General features: G+C 56.1%; 14 protein-coding genes and 2 pseudogenes. 5 read left to right on the top strand and 11 right to left on the bottom strand.

Annotation, left to right across the window (positions count from 1 at the left end):
- The first annotated feature begins 51 nt into the window (after nucleotides 1-51).
- A complete protein-coding gene (locus tag WFN87_RS02580) occupies nucleotides 52-2,160 on the top strand; it encodes a S9 family peptidase (protein ID WP_336981024.1) in 2,109 nt (702 codons plus the stop codon).
- A 90-nt stretch (nucleotides 2,161-2,250) separates the two neighbouring features.
- A complete protein-coding gene (locus WFN87_RS02575; protein ID WP_336981022.1) occupies nucleotides 2,251-4,518 on the top strand; it encodes a TonB-dependent receptor domain-containing protein in 2,268 nt (755 codons plus the stop codon).
- Nucleotides 4,519-4,559: 41 nt separating this feature from the next.
- Here the strand turns inward: WFN87_RS02575 and WFN87_RS02570 are convergent.
- Nucleotides 4,560-5,447: pseudogene (locus WFN87_RS02570) on the bottom strand (SDR family oxidoreductase).
- Between the two features lie 124 nt (nucleotides 5,448-5,571).
- Here WFN87_RS02570 and WFN87_RS02565 point away from each other — a divergent pair.
- Entirely contained in the window at nucleotides 5,572-6,468 is an 897-nt protein-coding gene (locus WFN87_RS02565) for an AraC family transcriptional regulator (protein ID WP_008459185.1), read from the top strand.
- Between the two features lie 10 nt (nucleotides 6,469-6,478).
- Here WFN87_RS02565 and cybB read toward each other — a convergent pair whose 3' ends face one another.
- The 9 genes and pseudogenes from cybB to WFN87_RS02520 all read right to left on the bottom strand — a co-directional run bounded on the left by cybB (nucleotide 6,479) and on the right by WFN87_RS02520 (nucleotide 14,097).
- Entirely contained in the window at nucleotides 6,479-7,015 is a 537-nt protein-coding gene (gene cybB / locus WFN87_RS02560; protein ID WP_336709606.1) for a cytochrome b561, read from the bottom strand.
- 144 nt (nucleotides 7,016-7,159) lie between these two features.
- Nucleotides 7,160-7,954: a YdcF family protein gene (locus tag WFN87_RS02555; RefSeq protein ID WP_336981019.1), complete on the bottom strand. Its 795-nt coding sequence runs from the start codon at nucleotides 7,952-7,954 to the stop codon at nucleotides 7,160-7,162.
- An 86-nt stretch (nucleotides 7,955-8,040) separates the two neighbouring features.
- On the bottom strand, nucleotides 8,041-8,496 hold the full coding sequence (locus WFN87_RS02550) for a GNAT family N-acetyltransferase (RefSeq protein ID WP_336981369.1): 456 nt from the start codon (nucleotides 8,494-8,496) through the stop codon (nucleotides 8,041-8,043).
- A pseudogene (gene fos / locus WFN87_RS02545) lies at nucleotides 8,488-8,886 on the bottom strand (fosfomycin resistance glutathione transferase); the annotation flags it as partial. The pseudogene fos and the gene WFN87_RS02550, both read right to left, overlap by 9 nt.
- Before the next feature lie 2 nt (nucleotides 8,887-8,888).
- On the bottom strand, nucleotides 8,889-9,167 hold the full coding sequence (locus tag WFN87_RS02540) for a VF530 family DNA-binding protein (protein WP_166992729.1): 279 nt from the start codon (nucleotides 9,165-9,167) through the stop codon (nucleotides 8,889-8,891).
- 124 nt (nucleotides 9,168-9,291) lie between these two features.
- A complete protein-coding gene (locus tag WFN87_RS02535) occupies nucleotides 9,292-10,986 on the bottom strand; it encodes a methyl-accepting chemotaxis protein (protein WP_336981017.1) in 1,695 nt (564 codons plus the stop codon).
- Between the two features lie 163 nt (nucleotides 10,987-11,149).
- Nucleotides 11,150-12,799: a putative bifunctional diguanylate cyclase/phosphodiesterase gene (locus WFN87_RS02530; protein ID WP_336981015.1), complete on the bottom strand. Its 1,650-nt coding sequence runs from the start codon at nucleotides 12,797-12,799 to the stop codon at nucleotides 11,150-11,152.
- 106 nt (nucleotides 12,800-12,905) lie between these two features.
- Nucleotides 12,906-13,157 (bottom strand): HTH domain-containing protein, encoded by a 252-nt coding sequence (locus tag WFN87_RS02525; RefSeq protein ID WP_008459199.1) that lies wholly within the window; start codon nucleotides 13,155-13,157, stop codon nucleotides 12,906-12,908.
- Nucleotides 13,158-13,554: 397 nt separating this feature from the next.
- Nucleotides 13,555-14,097: a GNAT family N-acetyltransferase gene (locus WFN87_RS02520; RefSeq protein WP_008459201.1), complete on the bottom strand. Its 543-nt coding sequence runs from the start codon at nucleotides 14,095-14,097 to the stop codon at nucleotides 13,555-13,557.
- A gap of 186 nt (nucleotides 14,098-14,283) precedes the next feature.
- Between WFN87_RS02520 and WFN87_RS02515 the strand changes: the two genes are divergently transcribed.
- Nucleotides 14,284-16,581, top strand: a complete 2,298-nt coding sequence (locus tag WFN87_RS02515; RefSeq protein WP_336981012.1) for an FdhF/YdeP family oxidoreductase — start codon at nucleotides 14,284-14,286, stop codon at nucleotides 16,579-16,581.
- Between the two features lie 67 nt (nucleotides 16,582-16,648).
- Nucleotides 16,649-17,305: an O-methyltransferase gene (locus WFN87_RS02510; RefSeq protein WP_336981010.1), complete on the top strand. Its 657-nt coding sequence runs from the start codon at nucleotides 16,649-16,651 to the stop codon at nucleotides 17,303-17,305.
- Between the two features lie 33 nt (nucleotides 17,306-17,338).
- On the opposite strand, the gene hrpA is transcribed toward WFN87_RS02510, so the two are convergent.
- Nucleotides 17,339-21,238, bottom strand: a complete 3,900-nt coding sequence (gene hrpA / locus WFN87_RS02505; RefSeq protein ID WP_336981008.1) for an ATP-dependent RNA helicase HrpA — start codon at nucleotides 21,236-21,238, stop codon at nucleotides 17,339-17,341.
- Nucleotides 21,239-21,314: the final 76 nt, after the last annotated feature.

Genomic DNA, 21,314 nt, shown 5'->3' with positions numbered 1-21,314 from the left:
TATGCTGAATATTCGGCAGGGCGCTCCATCGCCCGACATTAAGGACGCCTCATGGAAAAACTATGGAAAGCCACCCCGCTGCTCCTCGTCTGTTCGCTATCTGCCCGTTGGGCAATCGCCGACGCGCCGCAGCCCCCGGCTACGCCCAAAATTCCCCACCAGCTTATTGAGCATGGCGATGTTCGCGTGGATAACTATTTTTGGCTCAGGGATGACAGCCGCAGCGACGCGAAAGTGCTGCGTCATCTTGAGGAGGAGAATAATTACGCCCGCGAGGTACTGAAGCCGTCCGCAGCGTTAACGGACACGCTGTATCGGGAAATGGTGGCGCGAATGAGCCAGGAAAACCGCTCTGTACCCTTCCAGCGAAACGGTTATCGCTATCAGGATGTTTATCTGGCCGGGCAAGAATACGCCGTCAGCCAGCGGCAGCTCGTCGGGGGCGAAGGTGACTGGCAAACGCTGGTGGACGGCAACCTGCGTGCCAAAGGCCAGGCCTATTACCAGCTAAATGGCCTGGTCGTCAGTCAGGACAATCAGATGATGGCGATTGCCGAGGACACAACGGGCCGCCGCCAGTATCGCCTTTCGCTGCGCGATTTGAACAGCGGAAAATGGCTCCCGGATGCGATCGAAAACACCTCCGGGAATATGGTGTGGTCTAATGACGGGCGCTACCTGTTTTATATCCGCAATAATCCACAAACCCTGGTGCCCTCGCAGGTCTGGCGGCATCGTCCCGGCACGCCTGTTGCCGAGGACGTGCTGGTCTATCAAGAGGCTGACGGCGGCTATTATCTTGGGCTTTCCCGTTCGGCTTCGGACCGCTATTTAATCATCACGCTCAGTGCCAGCACCTCATCAGAAGCCCGCCTGATCGATGCGGATAAACCCGAAACACCCCCGGTACTTTTCGTCACCCGCAGGCCGGGGATTGAATATTATCTCGACCATTTTGAGGGAGAGTTCTACCTGCGTGCAAACCAGGAAAGCGCCAATTTTGGGCTGTATAAAAGCCACGCACCCGGCGACAAATGGCAGGCAGTGGTTGCGCCCCAACCCAATAAAATGGTGGAAGGATTCACCCTGTTTAAAGACTGGCTGGTGGTGGCTGAACGCCGGGACGGGCTGAGCCAGATACGCAAGATTAACTGGCTGAACCACAGTGAGCAGACGCTACAGTTTGATGACGCCAGCTATATGGCCTGGCTCGGCTATAACCCGGAGCCACAGGCCGGCAAGCTGCGCTATGGCTACTCTTCGATGACCACGCCCACCAGCGCTTATGAATGGGATCTGGCCAGCGGCGAACGTACCCTGCTAAAACGCCAGGAGGTCAATAACACCTCGCCGGAGAATTACCACAGCGAGCGGATCTGGATCGCCGCCCGCGACGGCGTGAAGGTGCCCGTCTCGCTGGTGTATAACAAAAAAATGTTCAAACCGGCCCACAGCCCGCTGCTGGTTTACGGCTATGGTGCCTACGGAATGAGCATGGATCCGGCCTTCAGCGCCAACAGACTCAGCCTTCTGGACCGCGGTTTTGTGTTCGCTATTGTGCACGTTCGCGGCGGGGGTGAGCTTGGCCAGCGTTGGTATCAGCAAGGGAAGCTGGAAAACAAGCCCAACAGCTTTAATGATTTTCTCGATGCAACCCACGGCCTGGTTAAGTTGGGCTTCGGGCAGGCTGGCAGACTTTACGCCATGGGCGGAAGCGCTGGCGGCTTGCTGATGGGCAACGTGATTAACCAGCAGCCCACACTCTTTAATGCCGTGGTGGCGCAGGTGCCGTTTGTGGATGTGGTGACAACCATGCTGGACGAATCCCTGCCGCTCACGGTGGGAGAATATGACGAATGGGGCAACCCACACCGTAAGACGGACTATCTGCGGCTCAAATCCTGGAGTCCTTACGACAACGTTAAGCCTTCGCACTACCCAAATCTGCTGGTGACCAGCGGCCTCAACGACTCGCAGGTGCAATACTGGGAGCCAGCAAAGTGGGTCGCGAAGCTGCGTGAAAACCAGCGGGGCTCCGGCAAAATCCTTCTGATGACCGAGATGCAGGCCGGGCACGGCGGTAAATCAGGCCGAATAAAACGCCTGGAGAATACCGCCCTCGAATACAGTTTTATTCTGGAGGCAGATAAACAGCACTAACCTGGAAGCCTTCCCTTAATGGGAAGGCCTACTCAGGCAACATAATAATAAAAATAACTTTTATTTTATTACAATACTTCAAGGACACGTATGAACGTTAATAAACTGGCCGTAACTCTCGGCTCGGGCATGTTATTGCTCAGCGCCAGCGGATTGGCAAAAAATAGTGATGAAATAACTAACGGGGACAAAAAAGGCTCGGCGGTATTTAGCCCACTTAATGTTTCCGCCGGAAATATTACCCGCGAACAAGAGGCGCTGGAAAAACCTGGCGCAACCAGCTCCCGCGCCACGGATAAAAACCTGCAATCTCTGGATGCCACGCTCCGCAGTATGCCTGGCACCTATACCCAAATCGATCCTGGCCAGGGGACGGTGAGCGTGAACATTCGCGGGATGAGCGGTTTTGGCCGGGTTAACACAATGGTGGACGGCATTACCCAAAGCTTTTACGGCACCACAACGTCCGGCACTACCGTTCACGGCTCCACTAACAACCAGGCCGGGGTGCTTATCGACCCGAATTTCCTGGTCGGCGTGGACGTTACGCGTGGGGACAGCAGTGGTTCTGCGGGAATCAACGCCCTTGCCGGCAGCGCAAACATGCGCACCCTCGGCGTCGATGACGTGATTTTTAAGGGGAATGATTACGGGTTGCGGTCGCGCTTCTCGGTGGGCAGCAACGGGATCGGGCGCAGCGGGATGATTGCGTCGGCCGGAAGAACAGACGCCTTTAGCGACACCGGGAGCTTGGGCGCAATGGCCGCCATCAGCGGCAGTTCTATTTATTCTAATTTCTCGAACGGCTCAGGCATTAATAGTGAAGAGTTTGGTTACGATAAATTCATGAAGCAGAACCCGAAATCCCAGCTTTATAAAATGGATATTAAGCCCAACGAATTTAATAGTGTCGAACTGTCGGCGAGAACCTATGAAAATAGATTCTCCCGCCGGGACATCACCAGCGACGATTATTATATTAAATATCACTATGCCCCGTTCTCTGAGCTAATTGATTTTAACGTCGCGGCCAGCACCAGCCGCGGCGATCAGAAATACCGGGATGATTCGTTGTTTACTTTTTACAGCACCTCCGCGCAAAACCGTTCCGATGCGCTGGATATAAACAATACCAGCCGTTTTAGCCTGGGCGATAACGATCTGGCGTTTACGCTGGGCAGTAAGCTAATGCGCACCCGTTACACCAGGCTTATTAATGCCGCCGCAGGGGATGAGAAAACCAACCAGGAGGCTATAGAAAACAATCCATTCGCACCTTCCGGGCGGCAGGATATTTCGGCGTTATACACCGGACTGCAGGTGACGCGCGGTATCTGGCAGGCGGATCTTAACCTCAACTACACGCGCAACCGAATTACCGGGCATAAGCCGCCCTGTGACGAACGCGTTGTCTGCGTCCCCCAGGGAAGTTATGACGTTGACCAACGAGAAAGTGGTTTTAACCCATCGGTCCAGCTGTCGGCCCAGGCTACGCCGTGGCTTCAGCCATTTGTCGGCTACAGTAAATCGATGCGTGCGCCAAATATTCAGGAGATGTTTTTCTCCAACTCCGGCGGCGCATCCATGAACCCGTTCTTAAAACCTGAACTCGCGGAAACCTGGCAGGCCGGATTTAATATCGACACCAAAGATCTGCTCGTTCAGCAGGACTCGCTGCGCTTTAAGGCGCTGGGCTATCGCAGCAAGATCCAGAACTATATTTTCAGCGAATCTTACCAGGTCTGCTCCAGCGGGAGAAAATGCAGCATGTCCGAGGTCATTGGCAACGACTGGGCAGACATGAGCGACGACTACAGCGACAATATGTACATTTACGTGAACTCTGCCACCGGCGTCACCGCCCAGGGCGTTGAGCTGGAGATGGACTACGACGCAGGCTTCGCCTTCACCCGTCTCTCCTTTAGCCAGCAGTTGACCGACCAGCCCACGTCCATCGCCAGCACCTACTTCGGCGCAGGGGACATGACCGAGCTGCCGAGAAAGTACATGACGCTGGATGCCGGGGTACGTTTCTTCGATGAGGCGCTGACCCTCGGGACGATAGTCAAATACACCGGAAAAGCACGGCGGCTGTCGCCTGATTTTGAAACCGATGAGCACACCGGCGCCATCATAAAAGAGGATTTGCCGCAGATCCCAACGATTATCGATCTCTACGGCACCTACGAGGTGAACCGCAATCTGATGCTGAAGCTTACGGTGCAAAACCTGATGAACCGGGATTACTCCGAGGCGCTGAACAAGCTCAATATGATGCCAGGGCCAGGGGATGATGCCAGCCGGGCGAATACCGCCCGCGGCAGAACCTGGATTTTTGGTGGCGAAGTTCGCTTCTGATTGTCAGCCCATCGCCCGGTTTTAGGCCGGGCGATGGGTAATTAGCGGTATTTCATCTTCTGCAAGTCTTCAATCAGACCGGGTCCTGATGGCCGCCAGCCTGTTTTCTGCTGCGTGATGGCGCTGGAGGCCGACATGTCGTGGGCGGCAAAATTTCCCAGCCAGCCAAAATGATCGCTGGCTTTGTCGGCGGCAATGCTGCGTACCGGCACACCAAGCCCCTGCCCGATCGTTTCGGCGATCGTTTTAGTCGCGATCCCTTCTTCCGCCACGGCGTTGTAGCGCTCCCCGGCCACGCCTCTCTCCACCGCCTAAACATACAGACGGGCAGCATCGCTCAGATGCACCGCCGACCAGCGGTTTTTGCCTTCGTCAACATATGCCGCCACGCCTTTGTCGCGAGCCAGCTCAATAAGCGGCGTAATTAGCCCCTGCCTGAAGGTGTCATGCACCTGTGGCAGCCGCACAAACGAGGCGATAACGCCACGCTCAAGCAGGCTGGCATCGGCAATTTCCGTGGCCTTGCGTGGGTTTGGCGTCTGAAGGTTATACCCCGCTTCCGTCGCCGGTTGGCCCGGTTCAGTGGCGCCCATTGCCACAAAGGAGGTGATCACCATCGGGCGAACCGAGCCCACCAGCGCGTCCCCCATGGCAGTAATCACTTTCCCGTCCGCCTCGCAGTTGGCGACAAAGTTAGAGAAATCATGATTAAACGCAGTGTGAATCACGGCATCAGCAAGATCTGCCCCGTGCTGCAGGCTGGCGAGGTCATCCAGATCGCCATAATGTGCTTTTGCGCCCCAGGCTGATAAAGCCTCGGCTCCGCGCTGAGAACGCGTTAACCCCAGTACCTGATGCCCGGCGGCGAGCAGCCGTTGCACGATGGCCGAGCCAAGAAAACCGGTCGCACCGGTGACAAAAATACGCATAGTCATTACCCCAAAACGTCACTGAGGACTGAGTTGCCGTCCGACGGGATTTACTGTAAACAGGGGAAGAAAGACGAACAATGTTCAAAAGTCGCCATTTTTGGTCTCATCGTCTGGAGTTGCTATGGATCCGCTGTCTGAACTGCTTTCTCTGCTGAAACCCCAGAGCTATGCCTCCGGCGGCGTGGCGCTGCATGAAGGTATGGCCATTCAGTGGCCTGAGCATGCCGGCATCAAGTGTTATGCCGTGGTGTCAGGCCGCTGCTGGCTTTCGGTTGAGGGTATGAACGAGCCGCTGCTGCTACAGGCGGGGGACTGTTATCTCCTGCCGCCGGGGCCGCCTTTTTGCCTCGCGACCGGGCTTGATGCCGCACCTGTAGATTTCTACACGCTGCGCCAGGCGGGCAAGCTGGGGCCTGACGTTGTCCCCGGCCAGCAGGAAAGCTGTTTCCTGGTCGGCGGCCATTTTGTGCTGAGCGGGGAAGCGGCCGATCTGCTGCTGAGTTCTTTGCCGCCGGTGGTCTGCATTCAGAAACCTGAAAGTAAGGCCGCCATGCGCTGGGCGCTGGATCAAATGTCCGATGAAGTCCGCCAGCCTCGCCCCGGTAGCGCGCTTATTATTCAGCAGCTTGCGTGGATGCTGCTGATTCAGGCTTTGAGGCTGCACTTAGCTCAGCAACCCGCCGTGGGCTGGCTGTATGCGCTGGCGGATAAACAGCTTAGTCTGGCCCTGACCTGCATGCATAAAGAGCCCGCTTTCAACTGGACGCTGGAAAAACTGGCTGAGCGCGTGGGAATGTCGCGGTCGGCGTTTGCCGCCCGGTTCAAAGCGGTGACGGGCGCATCCGCTATCGATTACCTGACGCGCTGGCGCATGATGCTGGCCTGCGACAGGCTGCGCCAGTCGGGTGATTCCCTGGCGCGTATTGCGGTGGCATTGGGGTATGAATCTGAAAGCGCGTTCGGTAAAGCTTTTAAGCGGGTGATGGGCTGCTCACCCCGGCAGTATTCAAAAGGCTAGCGGCTGGCGCTCAGGGCCGCTGGCGCTTGCCGGGCATCATCCGCAGCAGCGTATTGTCTTTCCAGACGTAATGGTGAAACAGCGCGCCGAAGGCGTGGATGCCAATCACGAAATAGCCGGTGTTGGCGAGGAGTTCATGCCAGGACTTGAGACTAAACTCCATGTCTTCGTCCGGCACCGCCGCCACCGGCATGTTTAACCCAAAGGCCACCCAGTCACTGCCGCGATAGTACATTGCCAGGAAGCCCAGCACCGGCAGCGCAATAAACATCAGATAGACAATCGTGTGGACCAGATGAGAGATGCCGATCGCCGCCGGATGCGGCTTTGGCACAATGGCCGGGGCGCGGTATTTGATGCGAACCAGCAGACGGGCAACCATCAACCCCAGCACGGAAATGCCGCAGGTGAAATGAATGGCGTTGATCAGTGGCCGGTAGCTGCGCGGGGCAAAGCCACGCAGCTCCATGGCGCAATAAGCCCCCACGACCAGCAGAAAAACCAGCCAGTGGATCGAAATCTGTACCGAGGTATATTTAGTCCGCATGAGAGACCCTGCCCTGAAATTACGTTGAATGCCAGGATAACGAAGAAACATTAAAAGAGTATTAACATCAACATATTATGGGCGTTAATTTGTTTCAGCGTGTGATTTTTTAGCCATAACGTTTATCAGGGCAAGATCGAGGGATTACAGCCCCCGCTGGCGAATCAATGCGCTTAGCGCCATGTCCTGCTGGAGCGCATGCCAGGCGGCCATCACATGCGGGGGAATATCGACGTGAACGATAAAGTCCCGCCCCTGCGGGCCATAGCCGGTTGCGTCGTCACGTAAGCGAGGGATTTCACCCAGCGCCAGCGAAACGTAGCGCTCAATCGGCCATAAACCTTCAGCTTCTCCGGCAAAAACAGTGCCCTGTTCTCCCTCGACTAATTCAGGAGCCACACCGGGCCAGCTTAGCCATTCCGGCGCCTGCGCGTCGCCCTGCCAAACCCGAGCAAAAGTCGCCACGGTGCGGCGCTGCATGGTCGGATCCTGAATAATCAGCACACGCTCGGGGCTCAGGCCATGTTCGGCCATTTTCTCCACGCTAAACCGCGCGTTTTCCCCACAGTTGGTCGATTTCTCTTCGGTAATAATTTTCTCGTTCGGGACTTTCCAGAACTGGTGGGCAATGTCCTGGATGATCGCCGCTTCGGCACGGCCGGTGGTTGGAATCGTGTTGTAGCGCGGGTGGCGAGCAATTTCCGCGTAGAGGTATGTTGTGGAATGGCCTATGCCGCCGGCGATGAGCAGCGGTTTTTCACTGTTGGCGGCAAACTCACACGCGGCCTCGAGGGTTGGGATCACGGCGTTACCGGCCAGGATAATCAGATCGGCATCCTGTGCCTGCGGCGCGCCTGTAAAATCGCTTTGCGCCAGCCACTGGCCGAGCGTATTAACGGCCTGAATTGTCGGCTGACTCAAGGTTGGAGATGTCATCATGAGCGGGATCCTCCCGGTTAAAAACCAGCGTGTAGCCTAGCCCGGTCAAGGCTATACGCCAATCAGATGCGACTGAAAGGGCTGTTTCAGGCTGCCAGCGACTTGCGCAGCAGCAGGCGGTAATCGTCCGTGTCGCCCTTCGGCTCAATCTCAATAAGCTGATAGCCGTTTTTAAGCAGCATCATTAGCATGCCGCAAAATTTGTTGCGAGTTTTCACGGTCAGCGTGCAGAAGCCCTGTTCCATCGCCCATTTTTCCTGCTCGACCAGTAAAGCCTGAGCGACGCCGTCCCGCCTGAACTCAGGTAAAACGCCGCCGAGCCAGCTGTAAAACGCCGTCTCACCGAGCGCGTAGCCGAGCTTAAACCCGGCGGGAACGCCGTTGACACAGGCGATAAGCTGGCTGGTTTGGTTCGTTGCGAGACGAGTCTGAAGATCCGCCACGCTTTTACAATCATCAAATTCGGGCAGGCGGTGGTAAAGCGCGAGGATCTCCTCCAGCGAGGCATGCCGCACCGTCAGGCCAACGCCCTGAAAAGTCATACCCTGATAAGGTTTTGCCCGGCAGGCCGTAAGCCGACTGGCTAAATCCCCGACGTGCAGCTCAAGCTGGTGGTTGTCCGGGTCAAGAAAGTAGAAGGAATGCCCTTCGCTGCGGTTGTCTTTCCAGACCCGCGCGCCTTGCTGTTCCAGCGCCTTAACCGTTCGGGGAAAGGCCTCTGCGCTCACGCTGAACGCGTAGTGGGTATAATGCGCGGGCCGCTCACCGGCCTTTGCGTCCAGAGCAAGACACAGCCATAAGTCACCGCAGGAAAGATAAGCCCCGGCGTCCCAGCGCGCATGCAGCCTGATGCCCGGCAGGCTTTGATAAAACGCCAGACTCCGCGCCAGATCGCGCACCGCAAGCGTCAGGTGATTCAGGCCGGTTAGCATGATTATTCCTTATTTTTGGCCTGCCAGTTAGCCCAGGGGCTGTCCGCAGGTAAGTCGTTTTCGGTCTCAGGCTCATCCAGAGAGGCGATGTACATCTCTTCCACTTCTTTGCGCGCCCAGGGCGTACGGCGCAGGAACTTCAGGCTGGACTTAATGGTGGGATCGCTTTTAAAGCAGTTGATATTTACCTGCCGCGCCATTTCGGCCCAGCCGTAACGTTCGACCAGAGCGTTAAGCAACGCTTCAAGCGTCACGCCGTGCAGCGGATCTTTTGAACTCATGTTTTTTCCGGCTATTTCGTCAATTTGCGCACACCTTACTGATTCTAAAGGCATGGCGCAACAGCGTGCGGAGCGAAACTAAAAGAAGTGAGAGGCGGCCCATTGCTGAGCCGCGAGAGGTAAATCAGAAAGTTTCCCAGTTATCGGCAGACGCCGTCGCCGGGCGCGGCGGGGCAGATGTTGGAGACGAAATAACGGGATGTTTTTGCGGCGCAGCGGCGAAGCTTGTCGTCAGCCGGAAGGTACCGACCGCCTCCGTCAGGCGAGCGGCCTGCTCTTCCAGAGAAACGGCGGCGGCTGACGCCTCCTCCACCAGTGAGGCATTTTGCTGCGTGACGTTATCCATTTCGTGTATCGCCTGCCCAACCTGCTGAATGCCCCGGCTTTGCTCATCCGAAGCGGCGGCAATTTCCAGCATAATATCGGTCACGCGGCGAACGGCTTCCACAATCCCGGTCACGGTGGTACCGGCCTGCTCCACCTGGCGGGAGCCGCTGTCGATCAGCGACACGGATTCGCTGATAAGCCCCTCGATCTCTTTTGCCGCCTGGGCGCTACGCTGTGCCAGCGTTCGCACCTCGCTTGCCACCACGGCGAAACCTCGCCCCTGTTCCCCCGCCTTTGCCGCTTCCACAGCGGCGTTCAGCGCCAGAATGTTGGTCTGGAAAGCGATGCTGTTAATCACCGCGGTGATCTCAGAGATTTTCTTCGAACTGGCTGAAATGTTGTCCATGGTGCTGACCACGCCCGACACAATACGCCCGCCGTCGCTGGCTTTCTGGGAGGCATCTTCCGCAAGCTTTGTCGCGTGGTGGGCGTTGTCGGCGTTTTGTTTCACCGTGGCGGTCAACTGCTCCATGCTGGCGGCGGTCTGTTCAATGGCCGCCGCCTGCTGCTCGGTGCGGGAAGAGAGATCGGTATTGCCGGCGGAAATTTCACTCGAGCCCTGATAGATAGCCTCGGCACCTTCGCGCACCGTGCTGACTGTGCTGACCAGTTGCTGCTGCATATGCTGCAGGTGCTGGCTGAGTTTGCCAATTTCGCTGTTGCCGGTCGCCTCTGCTGGCAGCGTCAAATCCCCCCCGGAGATGTGCTCGATTCGCTTCGCGGCGCGCTGCAGCGGGCCAATCACCACGCGACGTAGCATGATGAAGGTGAACACGGTCATAAACAGCGCAATCGCAAAGGCCCCGGCCATCAACGCCACGCTGGTGCGGGTGCGGCTGTCGGCCTGTTCTCTCAGGGCGTTTGCGCGGTCGGTGCGAATATTGACGGCCTGCTGCAGTTTGGCATCGTAATCGCCGTCCAGCTTGCGCACCACTTCGCTTTCATGGGTGATGATCGCCTCAAACATGCCGTTTTTGGCGAACTTCAGCATTGGCTTCATCCCTTTTTCAAGGTAGGCGGCAAAGTCATCCTGCAGCACTTTGTCCAGTGCCTGGTCTGCCTGCGTTTTTACCTTGCGGGCCATATAGGCGCTGAAGCCAGCCTGCGCCTGTTTGATAAGCCCTTCGGCATTGGCCACGTTCTGCTTAACCTGATCCATATCCGCCACGCGGCTTGCGGCTCCGGCGTTGATCAGATTGATACGTGCCGTACGCAGGTGGTTGGCGCTGTCCGCCAGCCCCATTCGCACCTGGATTTCTTCGGTGACGTCCTGAAGCGCACGGTCACTCTGAATGAGAAAATAGCTGGCGAAACCGATGCATAGCGCAAACAGCAGCAGAATGCCGCCGAGGATAGAGGAAAACAGCGGCACCAGCCGGATGTGATGCCAGAAGCGCACGCCGTTTTGTGGGGTCAGAGTTTTTATCGACATGTCCGTGACTCTCTTTGTATGGGGAATTCCCTTCAAAGGTCATCGGCCCCGGCGCAGAAAAACATTACGCGCCACGTCACAGATTTGCGTTAATGAAGCTCACAGAAGTCCCGGAGAGTTAAGTGGATCACAGGTTTGTACCAGCCGCTGTTCTGCCGCCCTTTCAGCGATGAATATTTTTGATATCAACCGGCTGTCCAAACAGGAAGCCCTGAATTTCGGTACACCCTTCTTCCTCCAGAATACGTAACTGCTCGTTGGTTTCCACTCCTTCGGCGATTAGCGGCGTATTGATGGAGTTGCCGAGCGAAATGATCGCCCGAACGAAGGAACGCGCCTGGAAGTTACTTTCAACGTTCGTCAGGAAGCTGCGATCCAGCTTGATGACGTCAAAATGGAATTCCCGCAGCGTGCTCAAAGAAGAATATCCGGTACCAAAATCATCCAGCGCAATGCTGATCCCCATTTTCTGGAACTGATGCAGGATATTAAACGTCAGCTTTTTATTAATGATGAACGCCGTCTCCGTCACCTCAAACTCAAGCAGCGTTATTGGCCACGCCGTTCGCATGAGAATGTCACGGACATTGTCGATAAAGCTGAGATTACGCAGCTGCACTGGAGAAATATTGATCGAGATTTTTTTGTCCAGCTTGTTGGCAAGCGACTCTTTACATACCGTTTCAATCACCCAATAGCCCAGCGGAACAATGGCCCCGCTTTCCTCGGCAATAGGGATAAATTCATCAGGGGGAATCAGTCCTTGCTCCGGGTGATTCCAGCGAAGCAGCGCCTCATAGCCGGTAATCGCCTTATCTTTCAGCGAGCGTTTCTCCTGGTAATGAATGAAGAACTGCCCTTCTTTGATCCCACGGCGAATATCCGCGGCCATCAGGTTACGCAGCCGCGTTTTTTCGTCCATGTCTTTTTCATACCAGCAGATCTTGTTATCCAGATTAGCTTTGGCACGGTACATCGCCAGATCTGAATTGCTGATAAGCGTATTGATGTCCGTGGCGTCATCCGGGTAAACCGCCACGCCGATACTGGCGCTAACGGTAATTTCGCTGTGGGCAAAAATCTGTTTGCCGACAAAACAGCTGTGCAAGCGCTCGGTGAAATTACGCAGTTCGTCGTCGTGGTTGTAAGGCTTCGCGGCGACAAATTCGTCGCCACCAAAGCGGGCAACTATCTCATCTTTTTCCATCGCTTTAACCACTGAGGACGAAACCCGCTGCAAAAGCTGGTCACCCACCAGATGCCCTTCGGTATCGTTGATCTCTTTGAATTTATCGAGATCAACCGTGCAAATAGCAATGTGGTTATAGTCAGACTCAGCGAACAGTTTCTCCACAAAACTGAAGAATTCGACTCGGTTAGGGAGCCCGGTCAGCGCATCGTAGCGAGCAAGCCACGAGATTTTGTCGATCACGACCTTCTGCTCGCTAATATCCCGCGTAATTTTGGCATAGCCCAACAACGTGTGATGCTCATCATAGATGGCATCAATCACCACATGAGCCCAAAACCGGCTGCCATCCTTGCGATAGCGCCAGCCTTCCCCTTCAAATTTTCCATTTTTAAGTGCGATATTCAGATTACGCTCGGGCAGCCCGTTTTTTTGCTCCGCATCGCTGTAGAAAACGCCAAAAAACTGCCCCACAATCTCCTCGCGCAGATATCCCTTCGCTCGCAGCGCCCCCTCGTTCCAGGTGGCTACGGTGCCATCAACGTTCAGCATGTAGATAGCGTAGTCTTTTACGCTCTCCACAAAGTGACGATAGGCGATATCAGTTAAGCTTTCAGTACGCATCTTACCCTTGAGTTAATTGTGGTTATTTTGTTAATAAAAAGAATAATTTATCGCATTATCGGCGGCGGAGCCACGAAGCTTTAAGCCCGTTATCGCCTGTAGCCGATCATTTTTCCCGCTTCACTCGTTGCAGATAGTTTTCCAGTTGCTGGGTGACTTCCAGGCTGAGGGCATACTGATCGTCCCCCACATGATAAACATAGTTGCTTAGCCGCCGGAGATCCCGGTATATCGTCCGTTCGCTTACGCCAAATTTACTGGCCAGTTGATGGCGGGACACGCGCTCACAGCTCAGCATTTCACAAAAAATACCGGCAATTCTGTTGGCAAGCTGCGTGCTTTTTTCGGGGGGGGTCATGGGTGTTTCTCCTGCAAGTCGGTGTCAGGAATGTTAGCGCGAACAAATGACAGGTCGTGTCAGCCATTGACAGAATATATCGCGCGTCTGCTGGGTAATTATTACGCAACATTATGACAAGACTAGATTTTTTTGAACGAAAATTAACACACGTGGAGATCGGACAACATATTGACGGCTTTGCAGGGTATAATCGCGCCTCACAATAAGTAGGCAGACTATGACCGTGAGTAAACATCGGGTAACAAGGCCAGATGAAATTGAGATGAAACAACGGGCCTGGCGTCAGGCACGACGGGCCATCCTGAGCGGCAGACCCGATGTCGCGCCGCTGACGCCTCCCTCGACGCTGTACGAAGAATTGGCCATCGGCTACCACATCCGCCAGCTCACGCGGCTACAAAAATGGTTTACCGACCGGGGGCTTCCCCTCCCCGAGTAAATACCGCATTGCGCAACGGGGTAAAATCATCAGGCCTTCTTCGCGCTGGTGCGCAAGGCAGCAAGCAAGCGCCGGCGTTAACTCCGCATCATTTATAACGACAAAACCGTGGCGTACATACCAGGGGCCATTCCAGCTCACATCTCTGTAAGTTGTCAGTGTGATTTGGCTTACGCCAAGCGCCTGCCCCATGCGTTTGACCTCAGCCAGCAGCATAGCCCCTACGCCCTGACGCTGAAAATCCGGGTGGGTAGATATCTCCGCCAGATAAAGCGAATCCTCGTGCCGCTCGCAGTAGCAAAAACCCTGGATCCTGCCGTCGCTCCCGACGACCTTCCAGGCGAGCTTATTTTCGATGGCAGAGGCGTGAGTCTGCTTGCTCGTTACCCCAGCGGAGGCTAAAAAAGCCAGTTCAGGCACGGCAAGAAAGCGGTGCGCAGCGGCTGTCTCAACGCGCTGCAGCTCTTCAATATCCCTAATATCACTGGCATACAACATCAGTATTCCCTTCATTGATTGGCATTAATGCCAGGCATTTTAACAGCCTGCTGCCGTGAATCCTGGCCGTTTCGTTGATGGCCGATTGACGTTAGCGCTTCCACAAATGTTAATCAGGAGTAAACTAAAGGTAAGCAACTCATCTGTGTTATTGCGCAATCAACCATAACAAGTGACACCTGCCATATGAAATTCAAATCGGCGATTAAGCCTTACCAGGCCGCAGCGGGCGGCTGGGGTTCTCTCGAAGCGACCACCCGCTTCGTCATCGACAGCAAACATGCCCTGAAAAACCTGCGCAACCTGATGCGCATGAACAAAGCCAAAGGCTTTGATTGCCCGGGCTGCGCCTGGGGGGATGATAACAAAAGCACCTTTAGCTTCTGCGAAAATGGCGCCAAAGCCGTCACCTGGGAAGCGACTCGCCGCTTTATCGACAGCGATTTTTTTGCCCAGCACAGCGTCAGCAAACTCTATCAGCAAAGCGACTACTTCCTTGAATATCAGGGCCGCCTGACTGAACCGCTCAGCTACAATCCACAAACCGATCGCTACGAGCCTATCAGTTGGGCCAGCGCGCTTAGCCTGATTGCGCAACATATTCAGGCGATGGATAACCCCAACCAGATTGAACTTTACACCTCCGGCCGCGCCAGCAATGAGGCCTCTTATCTTTATCAACTTTTTGGCCGCATGCTGGGTACAAACAATTTCCCGGATTGCTCAAACATGTGCCATGAAGCCAGCGGCAGCGGGCTAAAACGCAGTATCGGCGTCGGGAAAGGCACTATTCGGCTGGATGATTTCGACAAAGCCGATGCCATTTTTGTGTTTGGTCAGAATCCCGGCACCAACCACCCGCGAATGCTGCACAGCCTGCGCCATGCGGCAGAAAACGGGGCGCAAATAGTCACCTTCAATACGCTGCGCGAGCGCGGCCTGGAACGCTTCGCCGATCCGCAAAAACCGCTGGAAGTGATCACCCCGCTGGCGGGCACCATCAGCACCAACTACTACCAGCCAAATCTGGGCGGCGACATGGCGGCGGTACGCGGCATGGCAAAAGCCCTGCTGGAAACCCATCGTCGCCTCATCACCGAAGGTGAAGACGGCGTGTTTGACCTGGCGTTTATCGATGCCCATACCCACGGCGTTGAAGCCTGGTTTACCGCCATCGATGAAACCAGCTGGGAGAAAATTACCCGGCAGTCCGGCCTGAGCGAACTCCAGCTTCGCGACGCCGCGGCTATCTGGCAGCATTCAAAGCGGGTGATTTTCACCTGGGCTATGGGCATCACCCAGCACAAACACTCGCTGAATACCGTGCGGGAAATCGTTAACCTGCAGCTGCTGGGCGGCCATTTAGGCCGTCCGGGTGCGGGCCTTTGCCCCGTGCGCGGCCACAGTAACGTGCAGGGCAACCGCACGATGGGGATCGATGAAAAGCCGCCGGTAAGCCTGCTCGATAACCTGGCCAAACACTTTGATTTTACGCCTCCGCGCGAACATGGCCACAATACCGTTGAAGCCCTGGCTGCGATGCTGCGCGACGAAATCAAAGTGCTGATTGCGCTTGGCGGCAACCTCGCCGCTGCGGCGCCGGACAGCCCGCGCACGGAAGAGGCCATCAGCCGCTGCGGCCTGACCGTGTTCATCAGCACCAAGCTGAACCGCAGCCATCTGGTGCCGGGTCAAGCCTCGCTGATCCTGCCGACGCTTGGCCGTACCGAAGAAGACATGCAGGTTTCTGGCCGCCAGTTTGTCACCGTCGAAGACTCCTTTAGCATGGTTCACGCCTCCGAAGGCATCGGCAAGCCGATTGCGGACACCCAGCGCTCTGAAACCGCGATTGTGGCCAGCATCGCTGATGCCGTTCTGGGCAGAAGCAAACTGGACTGGCTGGCGCTGGCCGACGACTACAACCTGATTCGCGATCACATCGCCGCCACATTACCTGGCTTTAAAGATTTCAATCAGCGCTGCGAAGAGCCAGGGGGATTCTACCTGGGCAACGCGGCGGCAGAACTGCGCTTTAATACGCCAAGCGGCAAGGCTGAGTTCAGCAATGCCCCGCTGCCGGATTCGCTGTGGCAAGGTGTGGAAGCCCCGTTCACGCTGCAAACGCTGCGCTCTCACGACCAGTACAACACCACGATTTACGGCCTCGACGATCGTTATCGCGGCGTGTACGGCCAGCGTGAAATCCTGTTTATTCATCCTGATGATATGGGTGAGCTCGGTCTGAACGATGGCGATAAGGTCGATATAGAAACCATCTGGCATGACGGCATCATCCGTAAAGTTAGCGGCTTTAAGCTGGTGGCCTATGACATCCCGCGCGGTAATCTCGCGGCCTATTACCCGGAAACCAACCCGCTGGTGCCGCTCGGCAGCGTCGGGGACGGTACGGGCACGCCGACGTCAAAATCCGTGCCGGTGAAAATCACCCGCAGCGAAGCGGAGCATACGCAGCGTATTGCCTGATCGGATATCCCATTCCCTCTCCCGCAAAGCGAGAGGGAAAACGTTATCTCTAAACATGGAGTAAGCGATGCAGAAAAAATGGTCCGATGTTGATGAGTACCTCGTTCATTCCCTGATCCCTTCCGATGCTGTTTTCCAGCAAATTCTGGCCAATAATCATGCCGCCGGGCTGCCTGCCCACGATGTGGCCCCGAACCAGGGGAAATTCCTGCAGTTGCTGGTGGAGATGACCGGCGCGAGAAAGATTCTGGAAATTGGGACGCGGGGCGCGTACAGCTCCGTCTGGATGGCAAGAGCATTGCCCGCTGACGGGAAGCTAATCACCCTTGAAGCCGATCCTCATCATGCCGAAGTTGCGCAAAGGAACATTCAGCTTGCCGGGCTGGAAAAACAGATTGACCTGCATGTTGGCCCAGCGGCAGAAACGCTGGCCGGTTTAGGCCACGACGCACCGTTCGATGTAATTTTTATTGATGCCGATAAGCCGAACAACCCGGTTTATCTGGAGTGGGCATTGAAATATTCGCGTCCCGGGACGTTAATCATCGGTGATAACGTGGTCCGCGACGGCGAGGTTGCCAACCCCGAAAGCACTGATGACCGCGTCCAGGGTGTACGCACTTTTATTGAACTGATGGGCAACAACCCGCGCCTTTCTGCCACCGCACTCCAAACGGTCGGCAGTAAAGGCTGGGATGGTTTTACGCTGGCAAGAGTGAAATAGCGGCAGGCCCTTTCCTGAGGAAAGGGCCTGGGTTCAAAGTGCGACCTGCTCCATGGCCTGCAAAATACGCTTATCGGAAATCGGGTACGGGGTCCCAAGTTGCTGAGCAAAATAACTGACGCGCAGCTCCTCGATCATCCAGCGGACCTCCTGCACCTCTTCGTTTTCGCGGCTGGCCGGCGGCAGCTTGTTCAGCCACTGCTGCCAGGCCTGCTGCACGCTTTCCACCTTGAGCATCTGCGCGCGATCGCGGTGCGGATCGATAGCCATTTTTTCCAGCCGTTTTTCGATTGCCTGCAGGTAACGCAGCGTGTCGCCGAGGCGTTTATAGCCGTTACCGGTGACAAAACCTCGGTAGACCAGGCCGCTCATCTGCGCCTTAACATCCGACAGGCCAAGCGCCATGGTCATGTCCACGCGCCCTTTCAGCCGTTTGTTGATGTTAAACACCGCCGTGAGGATCTGCTCCACCTGCTTAGCAATCTCAACCACCGTGTCGTTCAGCTCGGCGCGCACTTTCTCGTGCAGCGCGGCAAAGCCTTCTTCACTCCAGACCGGCCCGCCGTTTTGCGCAATCAGCTTATCAATACCGCAGGAAATGCAGTCGTCGATAAGCTCAAGCACCTTGCCGTACGGGTTAAAATAAAGACCCAGCTTGGCTTTGTTCGGCAGCTTTTCGTGCAGATATTTCACCGGTGACGGGATATTCAGCAACAGCAGACGGCGCAGCCCGCGCCACATCGCCCGCTGCTGCTCGAGCGGGTTATCAAACAGCTTAATCGCCACGCTCTCTTTTTCATCCACCAGCGCCGGGAAGGCTTTCATCCGGTAATTGCCGCGTTTCTGCTCATAGCTTTCCGGCAGCGAGCCGAAGCTCCAGATGTGCAGCCCGCTCTGCTCGATGCCGTCATCCGCCACGGCGGACAGCGTCTGCTGCACTTTATCCTTCAGGCCGCCTTTCAGCTCGCTGAGGTTTTTGCCCTCTTTGAGCTTCTTGTTGTGCTCGTCCACCACGCGGAAGGTCATTTTTAGGTGATCGGGTACCTGATCCCAGTGCCAGTCTTCCCGGTCTATGGTGACGCCCGCCATGCGGCGGAATTCGCGCTCCAGGCTGTCCAGCAGCGGCAGTTCCAGCGGCGTAGCCCGGCCTAAAAACGCCTCCGCATAGTTCGGGGCCGGCACAAAATTGCGGCGCACCGGCTTCGGCAGCGATTTGATCAGGGCAATAATCAGCTCGCGGCGCACGCCGGGGATTTGCCACTCAAAACCAGACTCTTCAACCTGGTTCAGCAGCGGCAGCGGGATATGCACCGTCACGCCGTCGGCGTCAGCGCCTGGTTCAAACTGATAGGTCAGCCGCAGCTTGAGGTTGCCCTGATGCCAGAAGTTCGGATAGTCCAACTTGCTGACCTGCTCCGCGCCTTCCCTGATCAGCATATTTTTTTCAAAGTTCAGCAGATCCGGCGTTTCGCGGCTGGTCTTTTTCCACCAGCTGTCGAAGTGGCGTGCGGAAATTACATCATGGGCGATGCGCTGGTCATAAAACTCAAACAGCGTTTCGTCATCCACCAGGATGTCGCGGCGGCGGGATTTATGCTCCAGATCTTCGATTTCCGCCCGCAGCTTGAGGTTATCGCGGAAGAACGTGTGACGGGTTTGCCAGTCGCCTTCAACCAGCGCATGACGAATAAACAGCTCACGGCACAGCGCCGGATCGATATCGCTGTAATTCACTTTCCGCGCCGCCACAATCGGCAGGCCATACAGAGTCACTTTTTCCTGCGCCATTACCGCGCCCTGGGCTTTCTCCCAGTGCGGTTCGCTGTAGGAGCGCTTAATCAGATGCTGTGCCAGCGGCTCAATCCACTCCGGGTCTATCCGGGCGGCAATGCGCCCCCACAGGCGGCTGGTTTCCACCAGCTCGGCTACCATCGTCCACTTCGGCGGCTTTTTAAATAAGCCCGAGCCAGGGAAGATGGAAAATCTGGCGTTGCGCGCCCCGGTGTATTCCTGCTTTTCCGTGTCCTTTTGCCCGATGTGGGACAACAGCCCCGTCAGCAGCGCCGAGTGCACCGAGCGGAAGTCCCCCGGCTCGCTGTTCACCGGCAGGCCAAGCTCTTTCACCACCTGGCGCAGCTGGGTGTAAATATCCTGCCATTCGCGGACGCGCAGGTAGTTGAGGAAGTCCAGCTTGCACTGGCGGCGGAACTGGTTCGAAGAGAGTGCTTTTTGCTGCTCGCCGAGGTAATTCCACAGATTCACGTAGGACAGGAAATCAGACTCTTTGTCGTGGAAGCGGCGATGTTTCTCGTCAGATGCCTGCTGTTTATCCATCGGCCGCTCGCGCGGATCCTGAATCGACAGCGCGGAGGTAATGATCATCACCTCACGCACGCAGCCAAATTTCTGCGCTTCCAGCACCATTTTAGCGAGGCGCGGATCGACAGGCAGCTGCGAAAGCTGACGGCCAGAGGCCGTCAGTTTGTAAACGCTATGGTCTTCATCGCTGGTAATGGCGCCCAGCTCTTCAAGCAGGCGCACGCCGTCCTGAATGTTGCGCTTGTCCGGCGCCTCTACGAACGGAAACGCCTGAATATCCCCCAGGCCCAGCGCCGTCATTTGCAGAATGACCGACGCCAGGTTGGTGCGCAGAATTTCCGGGTCGGTAAATTCCGGGCGCGACAGGAAATCATCTTCGGAATAAAGACGAATACAGATCCCTTCCGATACGCGGCCACAGCGGCCTTTACGCTGGTTGGCCGAAGCCTGAGACACGGGCTCAATCGGCAGGCGCTGAACCTTAGTGCGGTAGCTGTAGCGGCTAATACGTGCCGTACCTGGGTCGATAACGTATTTAATCCCCGGCACCGTCAGCGAGGTTTCCGCGACGTTGGTCGCCAGCACAATGCGCCGCCCGACGTGCGCCTGGAAAACGCGGTTCTGCTCGCTGTTGGACAGACGCGCATAGAGCGGCAGAATTTCCGTATGCGGCAGGTTGAGCTTAGTTAGCGCATCAGCGGTGTCGCGAATTTCACGCTCGCCGCTCATAAAGATCAGGATATCGCCCGAACTTTCGTGGCCCAGCTCATCCACCGCGTCGAAAATTGCCTGCAGCTGATCGCGATCGACATCGTCATTGTCTTCCACCATTGGGCGATAGCGCACTTCCACCGGGTAAGTGCGGCCTGACACTTCGATAATTGGCGCGTTATTGAAGTGGCGCGAGAAACGCTCCGGATCGATAGTCGCCGAGGTAATAATGATTTTAAGATCGGGCCGCTTCGGCAGCAGTTCACGCAGGTAACCCAGCAGGAAGTCGATATTCAGGCTGCGTTCGTGCGCTTCATCGATGATGATGGTGTCGTACTGCATCAACAGCCTGTCCTGCTGAATTTCCGCCAGCAGGATCCCGTCCGTCATCAGTTTGACCATCGTGTTGTCGCCGACGTGGTCGGAGAAACGCACTTTATAACCTACGCAGCCGCCGGGTTCGGTTTGTAGCTCTTCCGCAATACGGTTAGCCACGGTACGCGCCGCCAGACGGCGAGGCTGTGTGTGGCCGATCAGCCCTTTAACACCGCGCCCCAGCTCCATACAAATTTTTGGCAGCTGAGTGGTTTTGCCGGAGCCAGTTTCACCCGCCACGATCACCACCTGGTGGTCGCGCACGGCGTTCAGAATGTCCTGTTTCTTCTGGCTGACCGGAAGATTTTCAGGGTAGGTAATCGCCGGGCGCGCGGCTTCACGCAGCTGTACTTTGCCCGCTGCGGCGTCAATTTCTGCGGCCAGCGTGTCGAATAAGGCCTGCTGAGCGTCAGCATTTTTAATTTTCTTCGCGCCGTGCAGGCGGCGAGAAAAGCGTTGTCTGTCGCGGAGCATCAGCCCGTCAAGACGGGCGAACAAAGAGGACAGCGAGGGTTTTGTCATTTCCATTTTATCTATCGTTATTTCGCTACCGGGCACAACCGGATAAGTCACGGCGTCAATTTCCGCTATTTTACCACACCCC

It is taken from the genome of Cedecea sp. AS113 (assembly GCF_037152415.1).
Classification (GTDB): domain Bacteria; phylum Pseudomonadota; class Gammaproteobacteria; order Enterobacterales; family Enterobacteriaceae; genus Cedecea.
Note: the sequence above shows the minus strand (reverse complement) of the source record. Positions and strands in the feature narration are given on the sequence as shown.